Below are 26202 nucleotides of genomic sequence, written 5' to 3' on the forward strand. Positions count from 1 at the left end.
GAAAGGGCCGCGGACTGTGGCCTTTTTTTATGGCAAAAAGGCTGGCTTGGCAAATCCTGGTGGACTTTCTTAGCCTGCCTATCTATTATTAATAGGTAGACTATGAAAAGGAGATTTGTATGCCTGATAAATTATTGCCTGTACAAGAAAAAGACCGGATTGCTTCACTTGATATCATGAGGGGCTTTGCTATACTTGGCATCTTCCTCGTAAACATGATGTCCTTCCACTCCCCGCTTTTGTATCTGGATCCTCATCGATGGTGGGACAGCTCTCTTGATAAAGGAGTATATGCTTTCATCGATATTTTTGCCCAAGCGAGCTTCTATCCTTTATTCTCCCTTTTGTTCGGATACGGGGTGATCATTTTGAGGGAAAGGGCAATAGACAGGGGCTACAGCTTTGCGGCCATAGGGTCAAGAAGATTCCTTGTCCTTCTGGCAGCGGGCATTCTGCACGCATTTCTCATCTGGCATGGAGATATACTGGTGAATTATGCGGTATTCGGCCTGATAGCCCTATTATTCTTCCGGTTGTCCGGGAAGGCTCTTCTGATAACGGGAATACTGCTGTATATCCTGCCCAATCTGCTTATGGGCCTGCTGATGCTGGTGACAGTCCTGTTTGTCCCGGACAGCGAAACTTCTTTATATGACCTGGAATCAGCAGTCTCATCGAGTGAAGTATACAAGGACGGGACATTTGCGGAAATCACATCACAGAGGATCACAGATTGGTATATGGTAAATAATGAGGTTTCATTCATCATCCTGCTCCTGTCGATTATGCCTCTTTTCCTGATCGGAGCCGGAGCGGCAAAGCTGAAGCTGCTGGAAAAGCTGGCGAACTTCCAAAAGAGGGCAGCCATTATGTTTGCGGTGTTCTTTGCCGCAGGACTGTTGATCAAACTGGTGCCTTATATTGGTCCTGACAACCTGGCAACAGAGTATTTCCAGGATTTGTTCGGGGGCCCGCTCCTTGCTGCCTCCTATGCAATTATGATTGCGCTGCTGGCTGATACGGAAAAAGGCAGCCGTCTGCTGATGCCGCTCACTTGGGTAGGGAGGATGTCATTGAGCAATTATCTATTTCAATCGATTGTCTGTACTTTGATTTTTTACGGCTATGGCCTCGGTTTTTATGGAGATATTTCTATGGCTGGCGGCACGCTGCTTGCTGTTGGGATCTATCTGTTCCAAATCCTTCTAAGCAGGCTATGGCTTACCAGGTTCAAGTACGGTCCGTTTGAATGGCTCTGGAGAAGCGCCACCTATCTGTCAGTGCCGCCGATCAGGAGAAGCAAATGAGAAAGGCCATCATCATCGGCTCTGCGGGGGCAGGTAAATCAACCTTCGCTAAAAGGCTTGGGGAAATGACCGGTATTGAAGTGATCCATCTGGATTCCCTTTTCTGGCACGAGGGCTGGGTGCCGACGGAGCGGGAGGAATGGATCCGGATTCAGAAAGGTTTGATGCGGAAGGAGCAATGGATCCTTGATGGAAACTATGGAGGAACAATGGACATGAGGTGGAAGCATCTGATTCTATCTTCTTTCTGAACTATTCTACAGTCCGCTGTTTGTATGGAGCCCTGAAACGAAGAGTCATGAATCATGGCCGCACAAGGCCGGATATGGCAGAGGGATGCCCGGAACAGCTCGACTGGCAGTTTTTAAAGTGGATTGCCCGCTATAAGAAGGATAATGCACCGGCCATCCTTGCCAAACTTTCCGCTGCGAAAGGGAAGGAAGTATATATATTCCATAGTCCGGAGGAAACAGAGGAATACCTTCTCAGTCTTACCCGGCCTTAGGAATGTGCCTGCAGGAAAGCCCTGCAGGTCTCTTTCTGTCCGCAGTTTTCCATCAAGGCGCTTTCAGAAAATTTGTATTATACTAGAAATATAAAAAGATAGAGGTGATGAGGTTGAGATTTGCAACTGCTGAAGATGGAAGAGGTGTTTTTATCGGGGTCCTGGAAGAAGGGACTGATCTGATTCTTCCCCTCGCTAAGGCGGAAGAAAGAAGGGGCGGGATCAAGGGGATCCCTGATTCGCTCCTGGAGGCAGTCTCCATGGGGGAAGAATTCGTACATAATGCAAGTGAGCTCCTGAATTGGGCCAAAGGCAATGAAGCAGGGAAGGAGCTTCTGCTTCCGCTCGAATCAGTGAAGCTGCTGGCCCCAATTCCGAAGCCCGTCAAAAACATATTATGCGTGGGGAAAAACTATGCTGAGCATGCCATTGAAATGGGAAGCAAGGATGACATACCTGAGCATATCATGGTTTTCACAAAGGCGCCGACAACTGTTTCGGGTCCGGAAGAGGAAGTGCTTTCGCATGCGGGAGTGACGGAGCAGCTGGATTATGAAGGCGAGCTGGCTGTTGTGATCGGAAAGGCTGGGCGGGGCATCAGTGAGGAAGAAGCCCTCAGCCATGTTTTCGGCTACACGATCATCAATGATGTAACGGCCAGGGATCTTCAGGCAAAGCATAAGCAATTTTTTATTGGAAAAAGCCTTGATTCCACCTGTCCGATGGGTCCATGGATTGTCCATAAATCTGCCATTGAAAACCCAGGCAGGCTGGATATTGAGACAAAGATCAATGGGGAGGTAAGGCAAAGCTCCAATACGGAAAACTTCATTTTTCCAATTGAGGTCATCATTTCCGAGCTATCAAAGGGAATGACCCTTGAGCCGGGAGATATCATTGCTACTGGCACACCCGCAGGGGTAGGGAAGGGATTCAAGCCTCCGCGCTTTCTCAACCCCGGAGATGTAATGGAAGTTACCGTGGAAAAAATAGGGACGCTCCGCAACAGGATAGAGGGTTAAGCTGGAAAATATGATTTTTTTAACACAAATGTCACAAAATCATGGCCGGCTCTTTAAAGCGCTGTGTTTATCTTAGGCTTTTCCATGCAGATATGGTATGATTTAAACGAATTTTTAATAGGAGGCCTGGTGAATGACACACGCTCATATTTTTACCTGGGTTGTAGCACTTGTCTTATTTTTCGCAGCGCTTGGAATGCATAACAGCGGCAAAGCAAAAGGTGTAAAGGTCGTTCAGATGATCTTAAGGCTCTTTTACCTGCTGATCATCGGTACGGGCATTTGGATGCTGACTTCGGGGATCAATATCGATCTTCTGTATGTACTGAAGGCACTTCTTGGCTTATGGGTGATTGCCATGATTGAAATGATCATCATCCGCACTACAAAAGGAAAGAAAACTTCCATCCTATGGGTCCAGTTCGTTGTGGCTGCCATTCTGGTTATCTACCTCGGACTGAGGCTGCCGCTTGGATTCCATCCTTTTGCATAAAAAGCACAGAACAAAAAAACTGCTCCGGCAGTTTTTTTGTTTGGGTCTGTATAGACCGCTCCTGCCGTATTTTCCTCTTCCGGCTCCTCTTCTAACATGCTGCGAAAACATCTATTCATACAATATTTCTATAATAGCAATGTTATCTAACGGTAAATATGGTATTTTTATCATATAGATAAAATAACATAATTGTGGTGGAGATCATGATATTAACTTTAAGCTGTAGATATATACATAAAAGCAGGCTGATTCAATATATACAGGAAAACGCAATCAGCGAATATCCTAATGTCCTTGTGCAGGTATTCTCAGGTGCAGAAGACTGCAGGGATATTTATGAGATACAGGAAACAATGAAGGAACATCTGCCTTCTGCAGCCATGATCGGCTGTACTTCTGCGGGTGAGGTATACAATGGGAAAATGCTTGAAGGAGAGACGGTCATCACTTTCTCATTATTCAAGGAAACCCAGGTGAAAACAGGACTGTTTAAAAGCGGGGATTACAGGAATCCATTTGAAATGGGCAAAAGCATTGCCTCGGCGCTTGCCTCATATGATGCCAAAGCCTTGATCCTCTTTTCGGCTGGATTTGACCTTGATATGCAGGCAGTCCTTGATGGTGTATATGATATCCGTCCTGATATAGCAGTTGCAGGAGGAGCGGCAGGGAATCACAGGAATATGGCTGAAACTGTTGTCTTTGCCGGCGGAGAAACGTCAGGGAGGGGAGTCTCCGCGGCTGTGCTCCAGAACGAAGGGCTTATCGTTGAAGCGGGCAGCAATTACAAGTGGCAGGAAATCGGCAAAAGCTTTAAAGTCACAAAAGCCCGGCATAATCAGATTTTTAGCATTGATGATAAGAAACCGCTGCAGATTCTGAAGCAATATCTTGGGGAAGAGCTCGTCAGGGGCCTGCCGGCATCAGGGATTGAATTTCCCTTTCTGCTGGAGGGGGATGAAGAAAAGGCCTCCATTTTCATAACAAAAGTTTTGGGAAATGGGGCAGTTGAAGTAAATCGCCCTGTAAAAGAAGGACAAAAGCTTGCATTTGCTTATCAGAATATTGATGAAATTATCGAGGCATCTGTTAAAGATCTGCGAAATTTGGCGAGGAAGCCTGCTGAAGCCTTTTTTGTCTATGCATGCCTTGCAAGAAAAGGATTCCTCCTTGATTTTACTCATAAGGAGCTGTCGTGGTTACAGGAAATTGCTCCTGTATCAGGACTTTTTACATATGGAGAAATTGCCGCAAAGGAAGATGGTCCTCCGAAGATGGTGGGACATGCCTTCACATACCTTTCCATCAGAGAAGGAGTGCAGCATGTGACGAAGGTCCGCAAAGGGTTTGGTGAATATGCCAAACCTAAGCATTTCCGTACCCTCTCTGCTTTAACCCATCTGATGCATGCTTCCAAGGATGATATAAAGATGCTGAATAATAGTTTAAGTGTTTCGGAGCAATATTACCGGTCCCTTTTTGACAACAACGCCGATTTTGTCTATTCGACAGATATGCAGGGCAATTTTACAAGCATTAATCCAGCCTTTAAGCGCAACTTCGGTTTCAATGAAAAAGAGGTGATCGGGAAACCGGCGCTCAGGTTCATCGACAGCCGGGATGTGGCCAGGGTCAGGAGGCATTTCTACCGGACGGTGAATGGTAAAGAGCAGTATTATAACCTCGAGATACAATCAAAAAATGGGGCCAGGAATCTTTATGAACTGAAGAATATCCCAATTACTGTGGAGGGTGAGCCTGCAGGCATATACTGCATCGGAAGGAATATCACCGAGCAGAAGAGAATTGAACAGGAAATGACCCAGCTTGCTTATTATGATAAAGATACAGGGCTGCCAAACCGCCTGAAGTTCATGGAAGAACTTGATGATCTGCTGCAGAAGGCAAAGAAGAAGAAGCGCCCGCTTGCTGTTCTTTTTATGGATATAGACCGCTTTAAACTGATTAATGACAGCCTGGGACATTATGCCGGCGACCAGATACTCAGGCAGATAGCCGGAAGGATTGAAGCAATCCTCCCTCCCGGATCCTTTTTCGGCCGGTTCAGCGGAGATAAATTTACGCTTATCCTTGCGAAGGAGGCGGACTCCTCCCGGGTCACGAAGCTGTCCAATCATATTCTGCAGGCAATTTCCTCCCCAGTCTATTACGGGGAGCAGGAATTCTTTATAACCGGGAGCATAGGTGCCAGCCTCTATCCCGGTGATGGACATGAAAAAGAAACATTGATGAAAAATGCCGATATTGCCATGAACCGTTCAAAACATCAGGGGGGAAACAGGCTTACATACTATTCGACGGAGATGAATGAGCAGACGCTGCTTAAGCTGGAACTGGAGAGCTATCTGAGAAAAGCCCTGCAGAAGAAAGAGTTCTTTCTCTGCTATCAGCCCCTGACCAATCTCGAAACTGGTGCCATATATGGGAGCGAGGCGCTGATCCGCTGGAATCATCCGAAGCTTGGACTGGTATCTCCGGGTGATTTTATCCCGCTGGCTGAAGAAACCGGCCTGATTAATGAAATAGGCCATTGGGTGCTGCAGACCGCCTGCAGACAGACGAAAGAATGGCATAATAAGGGGCTCGGGAGCTTAACTGTGTCTGTTAATGTTTCTGTACATCAGTTCCAGCAGCCGGGTTTTGTGCATAAGGTCCTTCAGGTATTGAAGGAAACAATGCTTGAACCGCAGTTTCTGGTTCTGGAGCTGACAGAAAGCTCAATGCTCCGGAATATGGAGAACAGCATCCTTGTGATACAGGAGCTCCAGAGGAACGGCATAAGGGTTGCCATTGACGATTTCGGGACTGGCTATTCCTCTTTGAGCTATTTGAAGCATTTGCCTATAGATGCATTGAAGATTGACCGATCTTTCATAGATAATCTTCGATCCGGCTCGCCTGATATTGCCATTGTGAATGCAATCATCACCATGGGGCTAGGCCTGCATGTCAAGGTGGTTGCCGAGGGAGTGGAGACCGCAGAGCAAATGCGCCTGCTGAAGGACTTGAAATGCCATTTTGCCCAGGGGTTCTTTATACACAGGCCGCTTGGCGCTGAACAGTTTGAAGAAGAGCTTGGCAAAAAAGCTGCTTTGAATCTGTCCTAGATTATTCAAAGAACTGGATCCGTATAGGGGGGAGAAGTATGTCAGGAGCATGGATCTTGATCATTCTTATTGTTGTGCTGATTGTAATCACTTATGCTGTCCAGGCATTCGGAAAGTATAGCAGCCATCCGGTTTTGTCCCAGAAAGAAGTGCTCGAAGCTATAAAAAAGCGAGAAAATGAGGAAGCAGCCGGAAAAAATCCTGACGGGTTTTGAAAACTTTTTGGACATGGTGCTGCTGTCTGATCGGCCGTCCAGGCTGTAGTACTTGAGTTTGAAGGAGGACCGGATGATACCTTTTTATATACGATTCCTGATTATGGCGGCTATTTGGGCCGGTCTGTTCTTTTTCATTGAAAACACAGCCCGCCCCATTTATCTTTTCAGCTGTTCCTTATCTTTCGCAGCTTATTTCCTGCTTGCAGTCACTGAAAGGAAGCTCATCCTTTATTCCTTGATGATGCTCAATCTCCCTCTGATTGCCATTTACTTGGATAGGTCTGCATGGCCTTTTCTGCTGTTGGCCGCGATTTTTTACTTGTACGAAGCAGCCCAGTCGATCCGGCCGGCCGCTTTTTACAGCCTTCTGGGCGGAACAGCCTTACTGGCGGCCTTCACCATGATTTTCCTCAGGCCTTCCGTCATAGCGGTCACGCTGGCCATTGCCGCACTGAGCGTGGGATATGCCGCCTGCATCGGGCTGAATTCGGCGCGCTGCAGACTTGAGGAGCTAAGGGAGCTTTTTGATCAGGTGCTTGAAGAATACCGGAAGGCCAAACGGGTGGCTCTTAAGAATGAAGGGGCAGCAAGGGCAGAAGAAAGGACAAGAATTGCACGTGATATCCATGATTCTGTCGGACATAAGCTGACAGCGCTGGGAATGGAAATGCAGAGCATGCTGCTTAAGGAGCATAACACCAGCATTGCCAGAATGAAGCATTCAGTGGAGGAATGCCTGGAGGAAACAAGGCGGGCAGTACGGGCCCTTAAATCAGAGGCGATTGAAGGAATCCCTGCCATCATCCAGCTGGTGAGGAAGCTGGAGAGCGAAAGCAGCCTGCGGATCCGTTTTACAACAAAGCAAGGGGTCTTAAGCCTTGTCCTTCCTAATATACATAGCATAGCTTTATATCGGATCATTCAGGAGGCTTTGACGAACTGCCTTAAATACAGCGAATCTAGAGAAGTTGATGTCATTCTGGGTGTCTCCTCTGTTGGGGGGGTATCCTTTGAAATCAGGAATGCCTTTCATAGCCCAGGCCCCATTCACGAAAGCTTTGGCCTTAAAAGCATCAGGGAAAGGGTCCATGTGGCAGGAGGCACTGTCCAGATCTATTGTGATGGCAGCCAGTTTGTCATCATGGGGTCCATTCCTGTAAAGGGGGATAAAAATTGAATAGGATATTAATAGTTGAAGATCAAGTGATTGTCAGGCAGGGGCTGAGGATGATCATTGAACAGGATGGTGCCTTTTCTGTAGCCGGTGAAGCGGAAAACGGCCAGGAAGCGATAGAAAAGATGGAATCCCATGGAGCTGACATTATCCTGATGGACATCCAAATGCCCGTCATGAATGGCATAGAAGCGACCAGGATGATCAAAAAAAGGTGGCCAGCCGTAAAGATACTGATTTTGACTACTTTCAATGACGAAGATTATGCACTGCAGACTTTAAGGGAGGGAACAAATGGGTTTTTGCTGAAAACCTCTGACGGACCCCGCCTGCTGCAATCAATCAGGAGCTGCCTGGAAGGCGGCATCAGCATCCACGAACAGGTTGCGGCTAAAGTTATGCCGAAGCTTCTGGACCATTCATGCCACGAAGAGGCAGAAGTTCCGCTTACTCCCAGGGAACGTGATATTGCCAGGCTAATCGGGCATGGAAAAACTAATAAGGAAATAGCAAATGAGCTGTATCTGTCAGTGGGAACAGTAAAAAATCATTTGACCCAGATTCTGCAGAAGCTGGATCTGCGGGACCGGACACAGCTTGCGATTTTTGCAGTCAAGAATGATATTCTCTAAGATTGGCAGATGTTTTCTAAAACAAGTATGGACAGGGATGGCGGGCCAGTCTCTAGTTTGCCTCATTCTGCAATATATTGCGAAAAAAACCAGGGGCTATAGGGATAGCCCCTTTTCCATGCCTGTTTATCGGAAATCTCCTTGAAAAGTGACGGAGGTCACATCGGGAGGCTGGTTTTAATGACGGAAGACAGTAGTGCAGCTTTCCATTGAAGCTGTATATTGAAGGTGATAAGGGGGAGATGGAATGCTGGAGGCTGTAGAGCTTATAAAGAAATTTAAGAATAAAACCGCAGTGAATGGCGTGAATTTATATCTGGAAAAAGGAGAAACTGTAGGGCTCCTTGGCCCGAATGGGGCGGGCAAATCAACAACCATATCGATGATTTCATCCCTTACATCGCCAACGAGCGGGGATGTAAGGGTCAAAAATGAAAGCATCCTCCAGAAGCCGTCCGGACTAAGGAATATCCTCGGGGTCGTCCCGCAGGAAATTGCTCTTTATAATGAACTGACGGCAAGGGAGAACCTTGAATTCTTTGGGAGGATCCACCGTTTGCCCAAACAGAGGCTAAAACAAAAAACAGAAGAAGTACTGGAAATGATCGGCCTTGAGGACCGGGAAAAGGATTTGGTAAAAACATTTTCAGGAGGCATGAAACGGCGCCTGAATATCGGTGCTGCGCTCCTGCATGAACCAGAATTGGTCATTATGGATGAACCTACCGTAGGCATCGATCCCCAGTCCAGGAATTATATTCTTGATACTGTAAAGCGGCTCAACAGGGAAAAGAATATGACTGTCCTGTATACGAGCCATTACATGGAAGAGGTAGAATATCTGTGCGACAGGATCTACATCATGGACCATGGGGAAATCATCGCTTCCGGGACAAAGGATGAAATAAAAAGCATCCTCTCTGCTGAACAGGCAATCAATATAAAGGTTGACCTGATGAGAGGGGAATTCATCCGCCTGCTGGAGGACCATGCCGCAATCAGGCAGCTGTCTGTACAAGAGCAGACTGCGACCATCATCGTTCCTAAACAGGTCCATCTGCTGAAGGATATATTCCGTTCAGCTGAGCAAACCGGCACAATTGTAACAGCTGTCAATATAGAACTGCCTACCCTTGAAGATGTATTCCTGCATCTGACCGGACGGCAGCTCAGGGATTAGGGGGGAAGGATATGCTTTTTCAAATGATCAAAAAGGATCTCCTGCTTTTTTGGCGCAAGCCGCGTGAACTGATCATCCTTCTTCTGATGCCGTTTGTATTGATCTGCATCCTGGGGAATGCGCTCGGAGCGCTGAACAGCGATGAAATCCCGGATCTTGATATCAAGCTTGCAGTATGGGTCCAGGATGATTATGAAGCTGGTGCCGCAGAAGCAGCCGCCATGATAAAGAATTTCCCTATGCCCGATGAAGCGAAGGAAGAAGCTGTAAATGCAGTGGAAATGTTCAACCCTGCTGCCATATTGATTGAGGAAGTTTTCGGCGATGAAGAATTCAGCCGGAGCATCGGCGTGGATTATATTTCAGAGGAGCTGGATTCAGAGCGCCAGGAGGAATACAGCGCGCTGCTGACGATTCCGTCAGGCTTTACCACAGATTATTACCGGCACAGCCTGTTGAAGGAAGGTGACCTTCCGGAGCTTGAATTGCAGCTGAATGATTCAGATGCACTCAGGGCAGGGGTAATACGTGATTTTCTGGCCAATTTCCAGGAGCAGATCTCCTTATGGCAGGGAATCCAGACGCTTGGGATTTCAGCTGTTGATATCAAGGAGGCTGGCATCGATGAACTTGGCGCAATTGAATCTGTCAGCAAAGTAAAGGATGTCAGCTCTGTCAGCTATTATGCCATTGGAATGAGTATGATGTTTGTCTTCTACGTGGCAACCACGGCAGCCAGCTTTGCTTATACCCAGAAGGAAGAACATCTTTACAACAGGATTCTTCTTGCGGATGTTCCCAATTCTATTTTCTTTTCAGGCATCTTTTCTGCTGCGGCCATCGTTTGTTTTTTGCAGCTGAATATTCTTTTCGGCCTGTCGGCACTCATTTTTGATGTGTCTTATCCTGATATCATGGACTATCTGATCATTACAGGCGTCATTTCTATCATGATTGGAAGTTTTGCCAGCCTGCTTTCTGCAGTAAACTATCGAAGCAGTTCAGAAAGGGCCGGCCGGGTGTTTGGCAATTTTCTTGTCCCTGTATTTGCTTTTGTGGGAGGGAGCTTTTTTCCTGTTTCCCAGCTGGGCGGCATTTTTGAAAGTCTTGGGTCTTATTCGCCCGGGGGAGCGGGGATATCAGCTTACATGAAAATCCTTCAGGGCTATCCGCTTGGAGAAACGGCCGGCCAGCTCTGGTCCCTTGCTGTATTTTCTGCCATACTGCTGTTCGCTGCACTGCTGTTGCAGCCTAGAAAGGGGGAGGCGGCATGATTGGAATGCTATGGGGGAAGATCCTCCTGACATTGAGGAATCCTGGTGCTTTAATTGCCTCTACGATCATCTGCATGGCGTTTGCCTATCTTACCGGGCAGTCCGCATTTGTGAAAATAGAGATTCCGATGTATTCTTCGGCAGATGGAAGCAATGAGGAAATCATAGAAGAGTTGAACAATGGAGATACTTTCTCGTTCGTCCTGCAGACTGAAGACGAGGCAAAGAAGAAAGTGGCTGAAGGAAACGCGGAGGCTGCCTTGGAGCTTGGTCAGGATTCCTATGTAATTTACCATGCGGGGGCTTCGCAAAATCTGCAGCTGCTGAATCAGTATATCGGACGCTATTATATGAAATCAGTGCAGGAACAGCAGATTGTCCAGCTTGCTGACGATCCGGAAGCTGCTGAAAAGGTCTTTCAGAAGGCGGAAAAAGAACCGGCCTTTCAGCTTGGCCTATCCTCTTTCAATCAGAAAGATGCTGCTGAATACAGCCAGCCGCTGCAGTCTTTATTCGGCTTTACTTTATTCTTTTCCATTTATACGGTGGCTTTTACTGTTGCCGAGATCCTTCGGGATAAGCAGTCCGGACTGTGGGACCGGTTCATCTTATCACCGACGTCTAAAGCGGAAATGTACATGGCGAATCTGCTTTGGAGCTTTTTAGTTGGGTACATCCAAATCATTTTTGTGTTTCTTGTCTTTAAATTCGGTGCAGGTATCGATTTTAATGGAAGGTTCGGGACGGTGCTGATCGCTGTGATTCCGTATCTGTTTTCCATTGTCGCGCTTTCCATTTTCCTGACGGGGCTCGTAAAAACAATGAGCCAGTTCAACAGCATCATTCCTTTGATCAGCGTCAGCTTTGCTATGCTCGGGGGGGCGTACTGGCCGATTGAAATTGTCAGCTCGGAGCTGCTTATCGGCATTTCGCGCTTCATACCTATTACTTATGGAATGGAGATGATGAAGGGAGCTGTAGTGTCCGGCCACTCAATCCTGGATATGCTTTATCCAGTAGCGATTCTCCTATTGATGGGCGTAATCCTCATGGGGCTTGGGATAAGGCTGATTGAGAAGAGACATGTATGAGGGAAGAGAAGATAGAAGAGGCATGGATTATTCAAATCCATGCCTTTATTTCTATCAAGGAGTAATCTTTTCAATAACGAGTCTTTTTCCTGTGTTGAGTGTGAATTCGAACCGGTCGCTCTTTTTTTCGTAATAGCAGAAATGGTGCTGGACATTGCAGATACATTCCTGGTTATCAAAAACAATGAAGTTGACTCCGTTTTTCCGCTCGCTGTCATTCAGGAAGTTCAAGTGGTTATAGCAGTAAATGCAGTCGAAGATTGAGAATTGAAGTGAATTCAAGGTGGTGACAAATTGATAAAAGGCATCATCATTCACTTCATCCAGCAATCTTTCGAGAGAGAAGGTGAGGTGTTTTTTCATCCGGATGCTGTCCTGGTTTTTCAGTGAAATCACTTCATCCGCAAGTCCGATTCGCCCATTTTCAAATAAGACACCTTTTTTCCACCGCTTATACCGCAATACTTCTATTTCCTGATGGAGGAATTCATCCAATATTGAGGCTTCTTCTGTTTCTTCATCGAAAAAAACCCACTGCTCGTTGATGCATTCGACTGTGCCCAGCGTGAATGCCCGGGTTTGGAACTCATAGAGTTTGGTTCGCTGCTGTCTGTTCATCTTGTACCTCCATATGATTCCTTCAACATCCTTTTTAGACATAAAGTCAGGAATTTATAACCTTAAGCTCTTCCAAAGAATGAAAATCGCTGACTATCGTACTGGCAGGAGTCCTGGTGAATGTTAAGATCACAGGTAAAAAAATAGCCAATCAGTATACTTGAATAGTTTATATATTTACATTGGATCCTTAAGAATGTTCATGAAGCCCTCAAAGGGCAGAAATAATAATAGGAGTTCATGAAAAAGGAGGCAAGCGTAATGCGGCAAACCTAACTTTCTATTAAAGCGGTTCTGTATCTCTGCCTAAATCAATAAGATGGTCAGATTTTCTGACATTATTATTTTTGAATAATCATCCTTACGGGACAATTAACCATTTCCTAGGCCCTGCATACAATGGCATCATGCAAAAGGATGTTACCTGATTTCCGCTGACGAAAGGATGATGAAGAATGTGTGGGATAACGGGCTGGATTGATTTTAGCAGAGATTTGCGAAAAGAGGCTGCAGCAGTCGGGAAAATGGCGGAAACACTTGCAAAGCGCGGGCCGGATGACACAAACGTATGGACCGGTATCCATGCGGGATTTGGCCATAAACGGCTCTCCGTCGTTGATCCTGCCGGCGGCAAACAGCCGATGTCCAGGCAGGCAAAAGGCAGCGTTTATACAATTTGCTATAATGGCGAGCTTTATAATACAGAAGATATCCGAAAAGAACTCCTTATAAAAGGATATTCTTTCAGCACTCATTCTGATACAGAAGTTCTGCTGACAGCTTATATAGAATGGAAAGAAAATTGCCTGGAGCACTTGAATGGGATATTTGCCTTTGCCGTATGGGACGAGGAGGAAAATCGCCTGTTTATTGCAAGAGACCGTCTGGGCGTTAAACCGCTTTTTTATAAAGAAACTGCAAAGGGGATCATTTTCGGCTCTGAGCTTAAAGCGATCCTGGCCCATCCGGAAGTGCGTACTGAGATTGACCGTGAAGGGCTGGCTGAAGTATTCGGCCTCGGGCCGTCCCGTTCCCCTGGCAGCGGAGTCTTTAGAGGAATAAAAGAGCTTAGGCCAGCCCATGCGCTGGCATTATCAAGGGAAGGGCAAAAAATCTGGCGCTATTGGAATGTGAAAAGTGCGGAGCATACGGACAATCTGGAGGAAACAGCTGAAAAGGTGAGGCATTTATTTACAGATGCTGTCACAAGGCAGCTCGTGTCAGATGTGCCGTTATGCACCTTCCTGTCTGGCGGGGTCGATTCGAGTGCCATTACTGCGGTAGCTTCCCGTGCCTATGAAGAAGAGGGAAAAGGGCCGCTGCACACCTATTCCATCGATTATGAAGATAATGATAAGCACTTTAAGGCAAATGAATTCCAGCCTAACTCTGACGGAGCTTTTATCAGGAAGATGACCGAAGAATTCCAGACCATCCATCACACGAGCATTATCTCTCAATGCGAACTGGCAGAACATTTGAGGGAAGCTGTCCTTGTCAGGGATCTGCCGGGAATGGCTGATGTCGATTCCTCTCTCCTGTGGTTCTGTAAAAAAATCAAACAGGATTTTACCGTAAGTCTTTCAGGTGAATGCGCTGATGAGATATTCGGTGGCTATCCCTGGTTTCACCGCCAGGATGATTTGAACCGCAGCGGCTTTCCTTGGATGCGTTCGATCCGGGAAAGACAGCAATTGCTGAAGCCGCATTGGAGGGAGAAGCTCCAGCTTGAAGAATATATGCACAGCAAGTACAGGGAAACCGTTGCTGAGACGCCTGTGCTTGAAGGGGAAACCGCTCAGGAGGCAAGAAGGAGGGAGCTTTTCTACCTTAATAAGATCTGGTTCATGACGACGCTGCTGGACCGCAAAGACAGGATGAGCATGGGAGCGAGCCTTGAGGTAAGGGTCCCGTTTGCTGACCACAGGCTGGTCGAATATGCATGGAATATCCCATGGGAGATGAAGATGCTCGGCGGCCGGGAAAAAGGAATCCTGCGCAAGGCTCTTGAAGGGATCCTTCCGGATGAGGTTTTATACCGCAAAAAGAGCCCGTATCCGAAAACCCATAATCCTGAGTATACGAAAGCTGTAAAGGGCATGCTCTCCGAAATACTGGCAGACAGAAGCTCTGCCCTGTATGAATTCTTTGATGAAGAACAGTTGAAGAACATAACCGAAACAGAAGGGAATTCCTTCCAGGAGCCATGGTTCGGCCAGCTGATGACAGGGCCCCAGCTTCTTGCCCATCTTGTCCAGATGGAAATATGGTTTAAAGAATACAACATTAATATTGCTGATTGACCCTGGAGCCTGCTTTTTGCAGGTTCTTTTCTTTGTATCCGAAGAGACCTGATACCTTAAAGATTGCCAGTTTCAAAGTATCTCTGTATAATGTTTGTATAACTATTGTATAATATCGGAATTTAAAAGGAGGCCAGAAGATGGCTAAAAAAATCGTAATCATCGGGGCCGGACCCGGGGGGCTCGCTGCATCCATGCTCCTATCCAGCCGGGGATATGAGGTGGATGTCTATGAGAAGCAGTCATATCTGGGGGGCAGGACAGGGAGCATAAAGAAGAACGGTTTTACTTTTGACATCGGGCCTACTTTTCTCAGTATGCCCCATATTGCTGAAGAGCTTTTCGCAGCCAGCGGCCGAAGACTCTCTGATTATCTGCACCTTAAGGAATTAAAAGAGATGTATGAACTGGTCTTTGAGGATACTGGAATTCATATGACAAGCGACCGGAATGAAATGGTCCGCAGAATAGAAGAAAAGTTTCCAGGGAACGGCAGCGGCTATCTCCGTTTCATGGAAGATACAGAGAGGAAAATGTCAGCATTGATGCCCATCCTGCAATCACGGATGGACAGGTACCGGCATTATTTAAGCTGGAAGGTCATTAAAGCGCTGCCTGAGCTTTCTCTTGGAAAGAGCCTTTATGATGTGCTTTCCCGTTATTTTGACAGTGAAACGCTTCGGCTCGCCTTTACTTTCCAATCTAAATATCTCGGGATGTCTCCTTGGGAATGCCCTGGCGCTTTTTCGATCCTTTCCTTTATGGAGCATGAGTATGGGATCTACCATCCGATCGGAGGCTTGAACCAGCTGCCCGAAGCGATGGCAAAAGTCACCATGGAGCACGGGGGCAGGATCCATCTCGGCAAGGGCGTGAAGAGCCTTTGGATGGAAGGCCGTGACAGCAGGGGCATCATCCTGGAATCAGGTGAGAAGGTACCTGCTGATGAAGTCATCATCAATGCCGATTTTGCCAAAGCGATGAGCACGATCCTGAATGAGGGGAGTCTGAAAAAATATAAAACCCGCAAACTCGAAAAAAAGAAATATTCCTGTTCAACGTTCATGATTTACCTCGGGCTCGATAAGCAGTATGACCTCCCGCACCACACCATCTGCTTTGCCGGGGATTACAAAAGGAATGTAGAAGAAATTACGAAAACACTCAGCTTGTCCGGAGACCCTTCCATCTATATCCAGAATCCATCTGCCACAGATCCGACACTGGCGCCGGAAGGGAAATCAGCACTTTATATCCTTGCACCTGTTCCGAATAACTTCAGCGGCGTTGAATGGGACAGCAGGCAGGAAGAGTTCAGGAATCTTGTTCTGGATATTGTAGAAAGGAAGACCGGCTTTAAAGGCTTAAGGGATCATATAGAATTTGAAAAAATCATCAGTCCTAAAAATTGGGAAGAAGATCTGCATGTCTATAAAGGCGCGACCTTTAATCTTGGGCATCAGCTTTCACAAATGATGGTGCTGAGGCCGCATAACCGATTTGAGGAAGCGGGGAATACATGGCTGGTCGGCGGAGGGACCCACCCTGGCAGCGGGCTGCCGACCATATTGGAGTCGGCGAGGATTACGGCAAAAATGATACTGGAAAAAGACGGGCTGGAATTGCCGGAACAAGATGGCCGCAGCTTGCCGGGACTGGAGGAAGCATTATGAAAACGGCGGTTATCGGCGGAGGGATCGGCGGTATGACATCTGCACTGCTGCTGGCAGACAATGGCCATGAAGTCGTCATCTTAGAAAAGGAAAATAAGCTTGGAGGAAGGCTTGCATTTATGGAGGAAGACGGCTTCCGGATCGATCAGGGGCCAACAATCGTCCTGCTTCCTGATATGATTGAAAGTATCCTGGCAGAAGCAGGGCTTGGGAGGGATCAGTATGAAATGATAAGGCTGGATCCGCTCTATAAAATTACTTTTCCGGACGGAACCGATTATACCAAGCATGCTGACATAGGCGAGCAGGAACGGGAAATAAGCCGGAAATTCCCTGAAAGCCTCGCGGGGTTTCAAAGGTTTATGAAGGATATGGACTATCGTTTCCATACGGGCAGGCCTCAGTTTCTTGAACGCCCTTTTTTGGAGAAGGGAGACTTCTGGAATAAAGAGACACTTTCCTCTTTAGCGAGAATGAACGCCCACAAAAGTGTCGATAAACAGCTTTCATCTTATTTCAAGGATGAAAGACTGAGGATTGCCTATGCCCTGCAGACTTTATATATCGGGGGCAATCCGCTGAGCACCCCTGCCATCTACAGTCTTGTGTCTTATAGTGAGCACAAGCATGGCATTTTTTATGTGAAAGGGGGTTATGCCAGCCTGATTGGAAAGCTTGAAGAACTGCTTAAGAAGAAGGGAATAGAAATCCGCCTTGGGAGCCGTGTTGAAAAGCTGCTCACTGATGGCAGGGAGGCCAAGGGAGCCATCGTCAATGGACAGGAAGAAAAATACGACTCCTTTATCCTCAACGGAGATTTTCCTGTAGCGGAAAAAGAGCTGCTGGACCGCAGGAAGAATTATAAAGCCTCCTCCGGCTGCCTGCTTCTATATTTCGGGATCGGGAAGGTTTATGAAGAAGCGATGGTCCACCAGTTTTTCATCGGCCGTGATTTCAATAAAAGCATGGAGGAGATCTTCAAACAGCAGCAGCTTCCGGATGATCCCTCTTATTATACATTCTATCCTTCAGCGATCGATGATTCCCTTGCCCCTGAAGGGAAAAGCGTCCTTTATGTACTCATACCCGCTCCATCAGGAGAACATATCGACTGGAGCAGCAAGGATGAGTATGTTGACAGGATCATCAGCCGGATTGAAAAGGATAGCTTCCCCGGTCTGCGGGAACATATAGAATGGATGAAGATCAGGACTCCTGAGGATGCTCTCCGCGAGGGACTGTATGGAGGAGGAAGCTTTGGGATAGCTCCTTCCCTGTTCCAGTCAGGTATCTTCCGCCCTCAGCTGAAGCCTTTCAAGGAAAAGAACATCTATGCGGTCGGTGCGAGCGTCCATCCTGGCGGGGGGATTCCTATTGTCCTCCAGGGAGCAAAAATGCTGGCTGACCATATAAAGCATGAGCATAAGAAGAATTCACAAACGGAAGGAGTGTCGATCGTTGGATAAAGCTGCAGCGGCCTATCAATATTGTGAAGAGGTCATTAAAAAGAATTCAGCCACATTTCACCGGGCTTTTTCTTTCCTGCCGCCTGAGAAAAAAAGGGCTGTCTGGGCCATTTATGCTTTTTGCCGCAGGGTTGATGATATTGTGGATGAAGGATCGTGTCCAGAGGAAGAGGTGGCTGCTTTTGAAAAAGAATTTGCCGTATTCCTCGAAGGCGGGCTGCCCCATCAAGATGTTATGCTGTGGACGGCGCTCAGAGATGTGTTTGTCAGCTTTGACATGGACAGCACTCCTTTCTTTGAAATGATTGAAGGTCAGAAGATGGATTTATACAAATCAAGATATTATACTGTCGATGAACTTCTTCACTATTCCTATCATGTGGCGAGTACGGTCGGCCTGATGCTGCTTCCTGTCCTTGCGCCTGAAAATGCGGGACAGCTGAAGCATGGCGCCATTAAGCTGGGGCAGGCTATGCAGATTACCAATATACTTCGCGATATTGGAGAAGACCTCAAAAGAGATCGGGTTTATCTTCCTGCAGCATTGATGGAGAAGCACGGATATAAGGAGGAAGAACTGCAGTCAGGCCAGCTGAATGCCGCTTTTTTCGGTCTGTTCGAGGAGCTGGCGAAAATCGCCGAGCAATATTATGAAGAAGCGCTGGAAACGATCCACTTGTATCCTCCTTCTTCCAGGACGCCAGTCAAGGGTGCTGCCGTCCTTTACAGGGCCATCCTTAATAAAATCCGGAAGAACGGATATAACTCATTTGGAGCAAGAAATTATGTGACGAAGGAAGAAAAAGCAAGGCTCCTCGCTACAATATAAGAAAGGCCTGGCTGCCGCCAGGCCTTGCTGTCTCTTTAGCCGGCAGCTTCTTCCTCCTTGCCGGCCCTGCCGATGAACGATTTTTCCATCCATACTTTGGAGCGCCAACGCCAAAGCATAAGGATGCCCCTCAGCCATTCATCTGCAATGAAGGCGATCCATACCCCAATAAGCCCGAGTCCAAAATGGATCCCGGCGATATAAGAAATGGTGACAGACACACCCCACATGGACAGGATGCCCATATAGACAGGGAACTTTACATCGCCAGCCGCCCTTAGCGAGCTGATGACGACCAGATTGAAGGAACGGCCGGGTTCAAGGATGATGGTCAAAAGAATCAGCGTGCTTCCAACTTTGATGATATCCTGATTGTCCGTAAAGATTCCCAGCAATGAGTCTGAGAAAAAGGTGAAAACGACAGCTGCTCCCACTGAAATCGCAATTGCGAGCTTCAAGCTTCTGATGCACCTTTGATAGGCTGATGCAAATTCTCTTGCCCCGATCATGTGCCCGATCATAATCTGGGTTCCCTGGCTGATGGCGAGGCTGAATAGAAAAATGAACATCATCAGATTCTGGGCATAAACCTTTGCCGTCAAAGCTTCTGTCCCAATCATTGCAACAAAATAGGTGATGACCATCTGAGAGGCGTTATAAGACAGCTGTTCGCCAGCAGAAGGGATGCCGATTTGCAGGAGGTTCCGCAGATGTTCCTTCGGGAAGCGGAAAAGGAGCCTGAAGGGCAGTTCTCCTTCCGTACGCTTAATCAGGACCAGGATGGAAGCAGCAAGGCCGATCGTTCTGCTGACTGCAGTAGAAATGGCCACGCCCTCTACGCCCAGTACAGGAATCCCAAAAGGTCCGAAGATGAAAAGGTAATTTCCGATGACATTCAGTATATTCATCCCGATGGTTATATACATAACATCTCTTGTAAATCCGTAGCTTCTGATGACGGCCCCAATGGTCATGATGAGTGCCTGGACAAAGGAAAAGCCGCCGACGATCACAAGATAAACATTTGCTTCATCCATCAGTTCCGAGGGAAGATCCATCAGCTTCAGCATGGGCTTGCCAAAAATAATCAGGACTGCACTGAGCAGTATGCCGAAGCAAAGGTTGGTCCCAAGGGACACCACCGATATTTCACCGGCTTTCCCAAGCTGTTTTGCACCCAGGTTCTGGGCAACCAGGATGGAGGTGCCTGTTGCTACAAATCCAAACATCACGATGATGAGTGACAGAATTTGGTTTGAAACCCCTACAGCAGCAACAGAGTTATCGGAATACTGGGACAGCATAAGCGTATCAGCATTCCCCATCAGCATATGAAGCAGTATTTCAATGAAAATAGGCCAGGTGAGGGCAAATAAAGTTAAGTTCTTTTTCGGTTGTTTCATTTTGCATATCTCCTAAACAATTCGGTGTGATTCTTTGAGATAAAAGAGTGCCTCCCCCGGGAAGTCATTATGCGCAAAGAAAGGGCTGGCAGAAGTGCCAGCCTTATAAATGTTGGTTTGAAATTTTATAGCTCAAAGGACAATATGGCAGCCCCGTAGCCTTCCAATACGGCAGACAGGGAATCTGCTTCAGCCGCATATTCTTCCTCTGTCAGCAGATCGGTGATTTTTTTCCCTTTTAAAGGAAAAGGGAGGGAGAAGGATGCTTCTTCACTTGAAGCATTCAAGAGGATGACAATCTTCCTGTTACCCGAACTTCTGGCAAATGCAGCAACTGTACTCTCCTCAGGAAGCTCCAGAAACTCAAGGCTTCCCTCGTTTGCCAGAAGAGGCTCTGATTTGCGCAATTGGATGAGCTTTTTTATATGTTCAAACATTTCCATACTGTATTCTTCTTCATTCCAAGGCATGCATTCCCGGCATCCCGGGTCCATGCCGCCGGAAAGTCCCACTTCATCTCCATAATAAATGCAAGGGGTTCCGATATAGGTCATCATAAATGTGAATATCAGCTTTGCCTTTTCAAGCGAACCCCCGCACTCCGTCAGAACCCTCGGGGTATCATGGCTTCCAGCCAGGTTGAAAGCAGCCTCGTTAACATTATCAGGATACATATGGATAACAGAGATCATATTCTCCGCAAATTGGCGGGGGCTGATTGCTTCTTTAGCAAACAGATTATGAACATTTGTCAGGAATGGGTAATTCATTACAGCATCGAACTGGTCGCCCCTGAGCCAAGGCATACTATCATGCCAGATTTCCCCGAGGATATAAAGATCCGGTTTGATGCTCTTCACTTCAGCACGGAATTCGCGCCAGAACTGATGATCGATTTCATTGGCAACATCCAGTCGCCAGCCATCAATATCGAATTCCCGGACCCAATAGCGCCCGACCTCCAGGAGGTATTCCTTTGTTTCCGGATTTTGCGTATTGAGCTTTGGCATGGACTCGACAAACGCAAAGGTGGAATAGTTTGGACGTTCTCCGCCTTCCAGCGGAAATTCTCCAGCATGGAACCAATCTTTATATTGGGAATCCCCCTGGTTCTCCAGAAGATCCTGGAAGGGGGGGAATTGATATCCGCTGTGATTAAAGACAGCATCGAGCATAACTTTGATTCCTTTGTCATGGCAAATCTTCACAAGTTCGCGGAAAGTTTCTTTATCTCCGAACTGGGGATCGATTTCATAATAATCTATTGTATCATATTTATGATTGGAGTATGCCTTGAATATGGGTGTGAAGTAAATCCCGGTAATACCCAGTCCGGCAAGATAATCTATATGGTCAATGATTCCCTGGAAATCACCGCCAAAGAAATTATCAGGTTTGGGCTCCTCGCTTCTCCACGGCTTTGTATCCGGCGGATTTAAAGATTCATCACCATTAGCGAATCTTTCCGGGAAAATCTGGTACCATACCGTATCCTTCACCCATTCCGGAGCCCTGAAAACCTCGCTTGCGTGCAGGTACGGGAAGCAGAAGAGGCTGCCGGGATCTTCAGGAAGGGAGTCAAAAAAGCCTTTTTCTGTATAAACGGCCTGCTCGTCTCCTGACTTCAGGCAAAAGCCGTATCTTGTCCTTTTAAACTCTGGCTCGGGCTCAGCCAGCCAGTAATCAAATAATTGGTCTGATCCCGTTTTTTTCATCGGGATCCGGCGGCTTACCCAGCCATCTTCATTCCATTCATATTGGTCCCCGTAAATAAGTTCAGCTTCCTCGATATTGCCTTTCTTGGCTTTCAGCCTGATATGGAGTATGTTTTCGCTATAGGCATAAGCAAAGCTGTCAGCAGGCTGGTGAAATATTGACGACCTTTCCAGCATAAATTTTCCCCTCTCTTGTGCAATCGATTGCATCGCAAGTTGACTTTTTTAAAATTTATCAAAGAACAGGCTTTCATTCAAGCTGGAGCTCTTATATCAGATATAAACTTTTTAGCGATAATGTTAAAAAAGGGGGTTGTCAAAATGAAAATAGCAAGTATAATAAAGTTAAAGTTTGTGCAATCGTTTTCACAGGCGGCTGTTCTGAAGGTCATCAGCGGTTATTTTTTTTGAATGGCCTGATAACGCTTTCAGTTGCCTTTTATGCAGCGATTTGTGCAAACGGTTGTACTAGAAAAATATAATTTCTTTGGAGGGGTCAAAATGAAGAAGGCTTTATCATTATTTATGATGATTGTCCTGGTTTTTGGAGTGCTGGCTGCTTGCGGTCCTAAAGATGAAGAAACAGGCACTGCAGGAGAAAAAACAGAAGGCGGCTCAGACAAACCTGAAAAGCTGATTGTCTGGGAAGATACAGATAAAGGAGTCGCTCTTAAAGATGCGGCAGACAAGTTTGAAGCAGAACACGGCATCAAAATTGAATTCAAAGAATTGAATATAACAAAGATGCAGGAAAACCTTGCCCTGGATGGCAACACAGCCAATGCGCCGGATGTTATCACAATGTCTCATGACGGCACTGGCCCTGCGATGGTAAAAGGGTATATTAAGGAACTTGAAGTAAGCGACGAGATCCTTGACCAATTTACAAGCTCTTCAGTAGAAGCCCTGAAATATGAAGGCAAGCTTTACGGACTTCCGAAAGCTACTGAAACACCGGTTTTCATTTACAACAAAGCATTGCTTCCTGAAGTTCCGGAAAACCTGGAAGATCTCTATACTAAATCTCAGGAAGTAACAAAAGACGGAAACTACGGATTCCTTGCAATCTGGGATGACTTCTATCATGCACACGGCGTATTCTCCGGGTTCGGCGGATATGTATTCGGCGAGAAAGACAGCAAAGTGGACGTGACTGATATCGGCCTGAATAACGATGCTTCTGTAGAAGCAGCAGATTATATCAAAAAGTGGTACGCAGAAGGATTATTCCCTAAAGGAATCATCGGAGAAAAATCAAACGATAATATGAACGGCCTCTTTAAAGAAGGAAAAGCCATTGCAGTCCAAAACGGCCCATGGGCGTTCCAGGATTATAAAGATGCAGGCATCGATTATGGTGTAGCCGCTCTGCCGAAGCTTCCAAATGGCGAGCCTGTCAAGACATTCATGGGTGTTAAAGGATGGTTTGTTACTAACTTCAGCAAAAACCAGGAATGGGCCCAGAAATTCGTTGAGTTCATTACAAACGAAGAAAATGCCAAGAAGCGTTTTGAGCTGACTGGCGAGATCCCGCCATTGAAATCATTGATGGAAGATCCTGAGTTCGTTAAGAATAACGAAGGTGCTGCAGCAGTAATGGCGCAGTCACAGTATGCTGTTCCAATGCCAAGTGTACCGGAAATGGCTGAAGTTTGGGATCCTATGAAAAAAGCGGTAGAAACAATCATTACCGGTAAATCAGAATCCAAAAAAGCGCTTGATAATGCTGTGAAGACTATTGAACAGCAGATCGAAGCGAACCACAGCGGAAACTGATCTATAGCAATAAAGGGAAAAGGCGGTACTCCTTGGTGGAGTACTGCCTCCCATTTTATTAAGCGTCAAAGAGAGCAGGATTTTAATAGATTCCAACAGGCATAGCTTCGGCTCTTTCAGAAGACAATAGTGCCGCAAAAAAAAATCAATAAAAAAATCGCCCTTTATGGGAATCAGATAGAAAGGGGCATCCTTTCAATGGAAGAAGCATACCGTTCAAACCATCGGAAAATTGCTGCAGGCCTGTCCATCATCCCGGGACTTGGCCAAATGTATAATAAACAATTTGTCAAAGGCATCGCCTTTTTAATTCTAACACTATCATTCATCGTTGCTTTTAAAGACTTCCTCAATATTGGCCTTTGGGGACTTGTCACTCTCGGAGAAAAGCTGCCGAGGGATAATTCCATCTTCCTCCTGGTATACGGAATCATTTCCGTCATCCTTCTTCTATTCGCGGCAGGATTTATGTTCATCAACATTCGCGATGCCTATAAAAATGGAAAGAAACGGGACTTGGGCAAGCACCTGAGCTCGATAAAAGAGCAATATCATACATTGATAGATTCCGGATTCCCATACTTGATGATCACTCCGGGATTCTTCCTGCTGGTTTTCGTGGTCATCCTGCCGATTGTGTTCGTGCTTTTGCTTTCGTTCACAAACTACAACCTGTATCATCAGTGGCCAGCGAAGCTGATGGACTGGGTGGCATTAGACAACTTCGCCAAACTGGTCACATTGGATATCTGGCGTGATACTTTCGTAAACGTGTTTGCCTGGACGATCATCTGGACGTTCGGTGCGACAACATTCCAGATCGCCCTTGGGGTCTTCCTGGCAGTACTTGTCAACCAGAAGGATCTAAAAGGAAAAGCGATCATCAGGACAATCCTGATCCTGCCATGGGCCGTACCGGCATTTGTATCCATCCTGATTTTTTCCGGCCTGTTCAATGAAACGTTCGGTGCCATCAATAACGTAGTCCTGGATTTCATTGGAATCGGTCCGATCCCTTGGATGACAGAGGCCCTGTGGACAAGGATCGCTCTCATCATGATCCAGACCTGGCTTGGATTCCCGTTCATTTTTGCGATGGTCACAGGTGTGCTGCAGGCGATCCCGGATGAGCTTTATGAAGCGGCAACAGTCGATGGAGCGACGATTTGGCAGAAGTTCAAGAATATTACGTTCCCGCTGATCATGCTGTCCATCGCACCAATCCTGATTACGCAATATACCTTTAACTTTAATAACTTCAATATTATCTATCTATTCAATATGGGCGGCCCTGCTATCTCAGATCAAAATGCAGGCGGCACCGATATCCTGATTTCGTGGATCTATAATCTGACTGTCACGAAGTCTGAGTACGGAATGGCTGCAGCCATCACGATGATTCTATCTGCGATAGTCATTTCCGTGGCATTATGGCAGTTCAGAAGGACAAAAGCTTTCAAAGAGGAGGATATGATGTGATATGACTACAAAAAAAGAGAAATTCATCAGGCTGTCACTGACCTATCTTGTCATTCTTTTTATGGCGGTCATCATCATTTATCCGATTCTGTGGGCCATTGGAGCATCACTGACGCCGGGGACAAGCTTGACCAATTCATCACTCATCCCGAAAAACGCGACATTTGCCCATTATAAGACGATATTCAACCCGGAAGAGAGCAATTATCTGATCTGGTATTGGAACACGTTGAAAATCTGCGTGATCACCATGCTGGCATCTGTCATTACCATCAGCTTGATGGCTTACTCTTTTTCACGGTACCGCTTTGTCGGCAGGAAAAATGGACTTACCACGTTCCTGATTCTTCAGATGGTGCCTAACTTTGCAGCATTGATTGCGATCTTCGTCCTTGCACAGGTAACAAACCTGCTGGATACCCATATCGGGCTCATCCTCATTTATGTAGGCGGGGCCATTCCAATGAACACTTGGCTGATGAAAGGATATCTCGACAGCATCCCTAAAGAGCTGGATGAAAGTGCAAGGATGGATGGAGCAGGCCACTTCAGGATTTTCTGGCAGATCATCATGCCGCTTGCGAAACCGATTGTTGCAGTCGTTGCACTCTTTACGTTTATTGCTCCGTTTACGGACTTCATCCTGGCAAAGGTCATGCTAAGAACACCTGAAAAATATACACTTGCCGTTGGATTGTATGAGCTTGTATCAAGACAGTATGGAGCCGAATTCACAACGTTCGCTGCCGGATCTGTCCTCATTGCAATCCCGATTTCAATTTTATTCTTATCCTTCCAGAAATATTTCGTTTCAGGTTTGACTGCCGGGGGCACAAAAGGCTAATCTTAAAGGGTTAGTGACTTTAGGGCTGGGCTGCTTAAAGGGGTGTTTCCTTATGGCAGCTCAGCTTGA

General features: G+C 46.6%; 22 protein-coding genes. 19 read left to right on the top strand and 3 right to left on the bottom strand.

Annotated elements, in window-relative coordinates:
• The first annotated feature begins 119 nt into the window (after window positions 1–119).
• From ABU165_RS14995 to ABU165_RS15050, 12 genes are all read left to right on the top strand, one after another.
• Window positions 120–1307: a DUF418 domain-containing protein gene (locus ABU165_RS14995; protein ID WP_129611900.1), complete on the top strand. Its 1188-nt coding sequence runs from the start codon at window positions 120–122 to the stop codon at window positions 1305–1307.
• Window positions 1304–1558, top strand: a complete 255-nt coding sequence (locus tag ABU165_RS15000) for a P-loop NTPase family protein (RefSeq protein ID WP_318060224.1) — start codon at window positions 1304–1306, stop codon at window positions 1556–1558. The genes ABU165_RS14995 and ABU165_RS15000 overlap by 4 nt, the downstream gene beginning before the upstream one ends.
• 47 nt (window positions 1559–1605) lie before the next feature.
• Entirely contained in the window at window positions 1606–1812 is a 207-nt protein-coding gene (locus ABU165_RS15005; protein WP_318060225.1) for a P-loop NTPase family protein, read from the top strand.
• 113 nt (window positions 1813–1925) lie between these two features.
• Window positions 1926–2834: a fumarylacetoacetate hydrolase family protein gene (locus ABU165_RS15010; RefSeq protein ID WP_318060226.1), complete on the top strand. Its 909-nt coding sequence runs from the start codon at window positions 1926–1928 to the stop codon at window positions 2832–2834.
• 133 nt (window positions 2835–2967) lie between these two features.
• Window positions 2968–3327: a YisL family protein gene (locus tag ABU165_RS15015; protein ID WP_009794028.1), complete on the top strand. Its 360-nt coding sequence runs from the start codon at window positions 2968–2970 to the stop codon at window positions 3325–3327.
• Window positions 3328–3533: 206 nt separating this feature from the next.
• Entirely contained in the window at window positions 3534–6458 is a 2925-nt protein-coding gene (locus ABU165_RS15020) for a bifunctional diguanylate cyclase/phosphodiesterase (protein WP_318060227.1), read from the top strand.
• A gap of 38 nt (window positions 6459–6496) precedes the next feature.
• Window positions 6497–6673, top strand: a complete 177-nt coding sequence (locus ABU165_RS15025; protein ID WP_009794030.1) for a hypothetical protein — start codon at window positions 6497–6499, stop codon at window positions 6671–6673.
• 73 nt (window positions 6674–6746) lie between these two features.
• Complete coding sequence (locus ABU165_RS15030) at window positions 6747–7853, top strand: sensor histidine kinase (protein WP_022543596.1); 1107 nt, start codon at window positions 6747–6749, stop codon at window positions 7851–7853.
• The gene (locus ABU165_RS15035) at window positions 7850–8482 is read left to right on the top strand and encodes a response regulator transcription factor (RefSeq protein ID WP_094768270.1); all 633 of its coding nucleotides are present in this window, start codon (window positions 7850–7852) and stop codon (window positions 8480–8482) included. The genes ABU165_RS15030 and ABU165_RS15035 overlap by 4 nt, the downstream gene beginning before the upstream one ends.
• A gap of 247 nt (window positions 8483–8729) precedes the next feature.
• Window positions 8730–9662: an ABC transporter ATP-binding protein gene (locus tag ABU165_RS15040; protein ID WP_009794033.1), complete on the top strand. Its 933-nt coding sequence runs from the start codon at window positions 8730–8732 to the stop codon at window positions 9660–9662.
• 11 nt (window positions 9663–9673) lie between these two features.
• Window positions 9674–10936 (top strand): ABC transporter permease, encoded by a 1263-nt coding sequence (locus ABU165_RS15045; RefSeq protein WP_318060228.1) that lies wholly within the window; start codon window positions 9674–9676, stop codon window positions 10934–10936.
• Complete coding sequence (locus ABU165_RS15050) at window positions 10933–12027, top strand: ABC transporter permease (protein ID WP_129611895.1); 1095 nt, start codon at window positions 10933–10935, stop codon at window positions 12025–12027. The genes ABU165_RS15045 and ABU165_RS15050 overlap by 4 nt, the downstream gene beginning before the upstream one ends.
• A 54-nt stretch (window positions 12028–12081) precedes the next feature.
• Here the strand turns inward: ABU165_RS15050 and ABU165_RS15055 are convergent, their stop codons facing one another.
• On the bottom strand, window positions 12082–12645 hold the full coding sequence (locus ABU165_RS15055; protein WP_094768267.1) for a DUF2777 domain-containing protein: 564 nt from the start codon (window positions 12643–12645) through the stop codon (window positions 12082–12084).
• A gap of 455 nt (window positions 12646–13100) precedes the next feature.
• Between ABU165_RS15055 and asnB the strand changes: the two genes are divergently transcribed.
• The 4 genes from asnB (at window position 13101) to ABU165_RS15075 (ending at window position 18916) form a co-directional block, all read left to right on the top strand.
• Window positions 13101–14948, top strand: a complete 1848-nt coding sequence (gene asnB, locus ABU165_RS15060; protein ID WP_311224618.1) for an asparagine synthase (glutamine-hydrolyzing) — start codon at window positions 13101–13103, stop codon at window positions 14946–14948.
• 140 nt (window positions 14949–15088) lie between these two features.
• A complete protein-coding gene (locus ABU165_RS15065) occupies window positions 15089–16621 on the top strand; it encodes a phytoene desaturase family protein (RefSeq protein ID WP_009794038.1) in 1533 nt (510 codons plus the stop codon).
• The gene (locus ABU165_RS15070; RefSeq protein WP_129611892.1) at window positions 16618–18087 is read left to right on the top strand and encodes a phytoene desaturase family protein; all 1470 of its coding nucleotides are present in this window, start codon (window positions 16618–16620) and stop codon (window positions 18085–18087) included. Before ABU165_RS15065 ends, ABU165_RS15070 begins: the two co-directional genes overlap by 4 nt.
• Window positions 18080–18916: a phytoene/squalene synthase family protein gene (locus tag ABU165_RS15075; protein ID WP_101550894.1), complete on the top strand. Its 837-nt coding sequence runs from the start codon at window positions 18080–18082 to the stop codon at window positions 18914–18916. The genes ABU165_RS15070 and ABU165_RS15075 overlap by 8 nt, the downstream gene beginning before the upstream one ends.
• 35 nt (window positions 18917–18951) lie before the next feature.
• Here the strand turns inward: ABU165_RS15075 and ABU165_RS15080 are convergent, their stop codons facing one another.
• Together ABU165_RS15080 and ABU165_RS15085 are read right to left on the bottom strand one after the other, a co-directional pair.
• Window positions 18952–20319: an MATE family efflux transporter gene (locus ABU165_RS15080; RefSeq protein WP_009794041.1), complete on the bottom strand. Its 1368-nt coding sequence runs from the start codon at window positions 20317–20319 to the stop codon at window positions 18952–18954.
• 125 nt (window positions 20320–20444) lie between these two features.
• Window positions 20445–22208, bottom strand: coding sequence for an alpha-glycosidase (locus ABU165_RS15085; RefSeq protein WP_129611929.1), 1764 nt, complete (start codon window positions 22206–22208; stop codon window positions 20445–20447).
• 327 nt (window positions 22209–22535) lie between these two features.
• On the opposite strand from ABU165_RS15085, the gene ABU165_RS15090 reads away from it, so the two are divergent.
• The 3 genes from ABU165_RS15090 to ABU165_RS15100 all read left to right on the top strand — a co-directional run bounded on the left by ABU165_RS15090 (window position 22536) and on the right by ABU165_RS15100 (window position 26133).
• Window positions 22536–23810 carry an extracellular solute-binding protein gene (locus ABU165_RS15090; protein ID WP_022543601.1) on the top strand — a complete coding sequence of 425 codons (1275 nt, stop codon included), beginning with the start codon at window positions 22536–22538 and terminating at the stop codon, window positions 23808–23810.
• 198 nt (window positions 23811–24008) lie between these two features.
• On the top strand, window positions 24009–25289 hold the full coding sequence (locus ABU165_RS15095) for a carbohydrate ABC transporter permease (RefSeq protein ID WP_009794045.1): 1281 nt from the start codon (window positions 24009–24011) through the stop codon (window positions 25287–25289).
• Window position 25290: 1 nt separating this feature from the next.
• Window positions 25291–26133: a sugar ABC transporter permease gene (locus ABU165_RS15100; RefSeq protein ID WP_009794046.1), complete on the top strand. Its 843-nt coding sequence runs from the start codon at window positions 25291–25293 to the stop codon at window positions 26131–26133.
• The last annotated feature ends 69 nt before the right edge of the window (window positions 26134–26202 follow it).

The sequence above is a fragment of the Cytobacillus sp. T106 genome (assembly GCF_040492155.1).
Taxonomy (GTDB): domain Bacteria; phylum Bacillota; class Bacilli; order Bacillales; family Cytobacillaceae; genus Bacillus_AB; species Bacillus_AB infantis.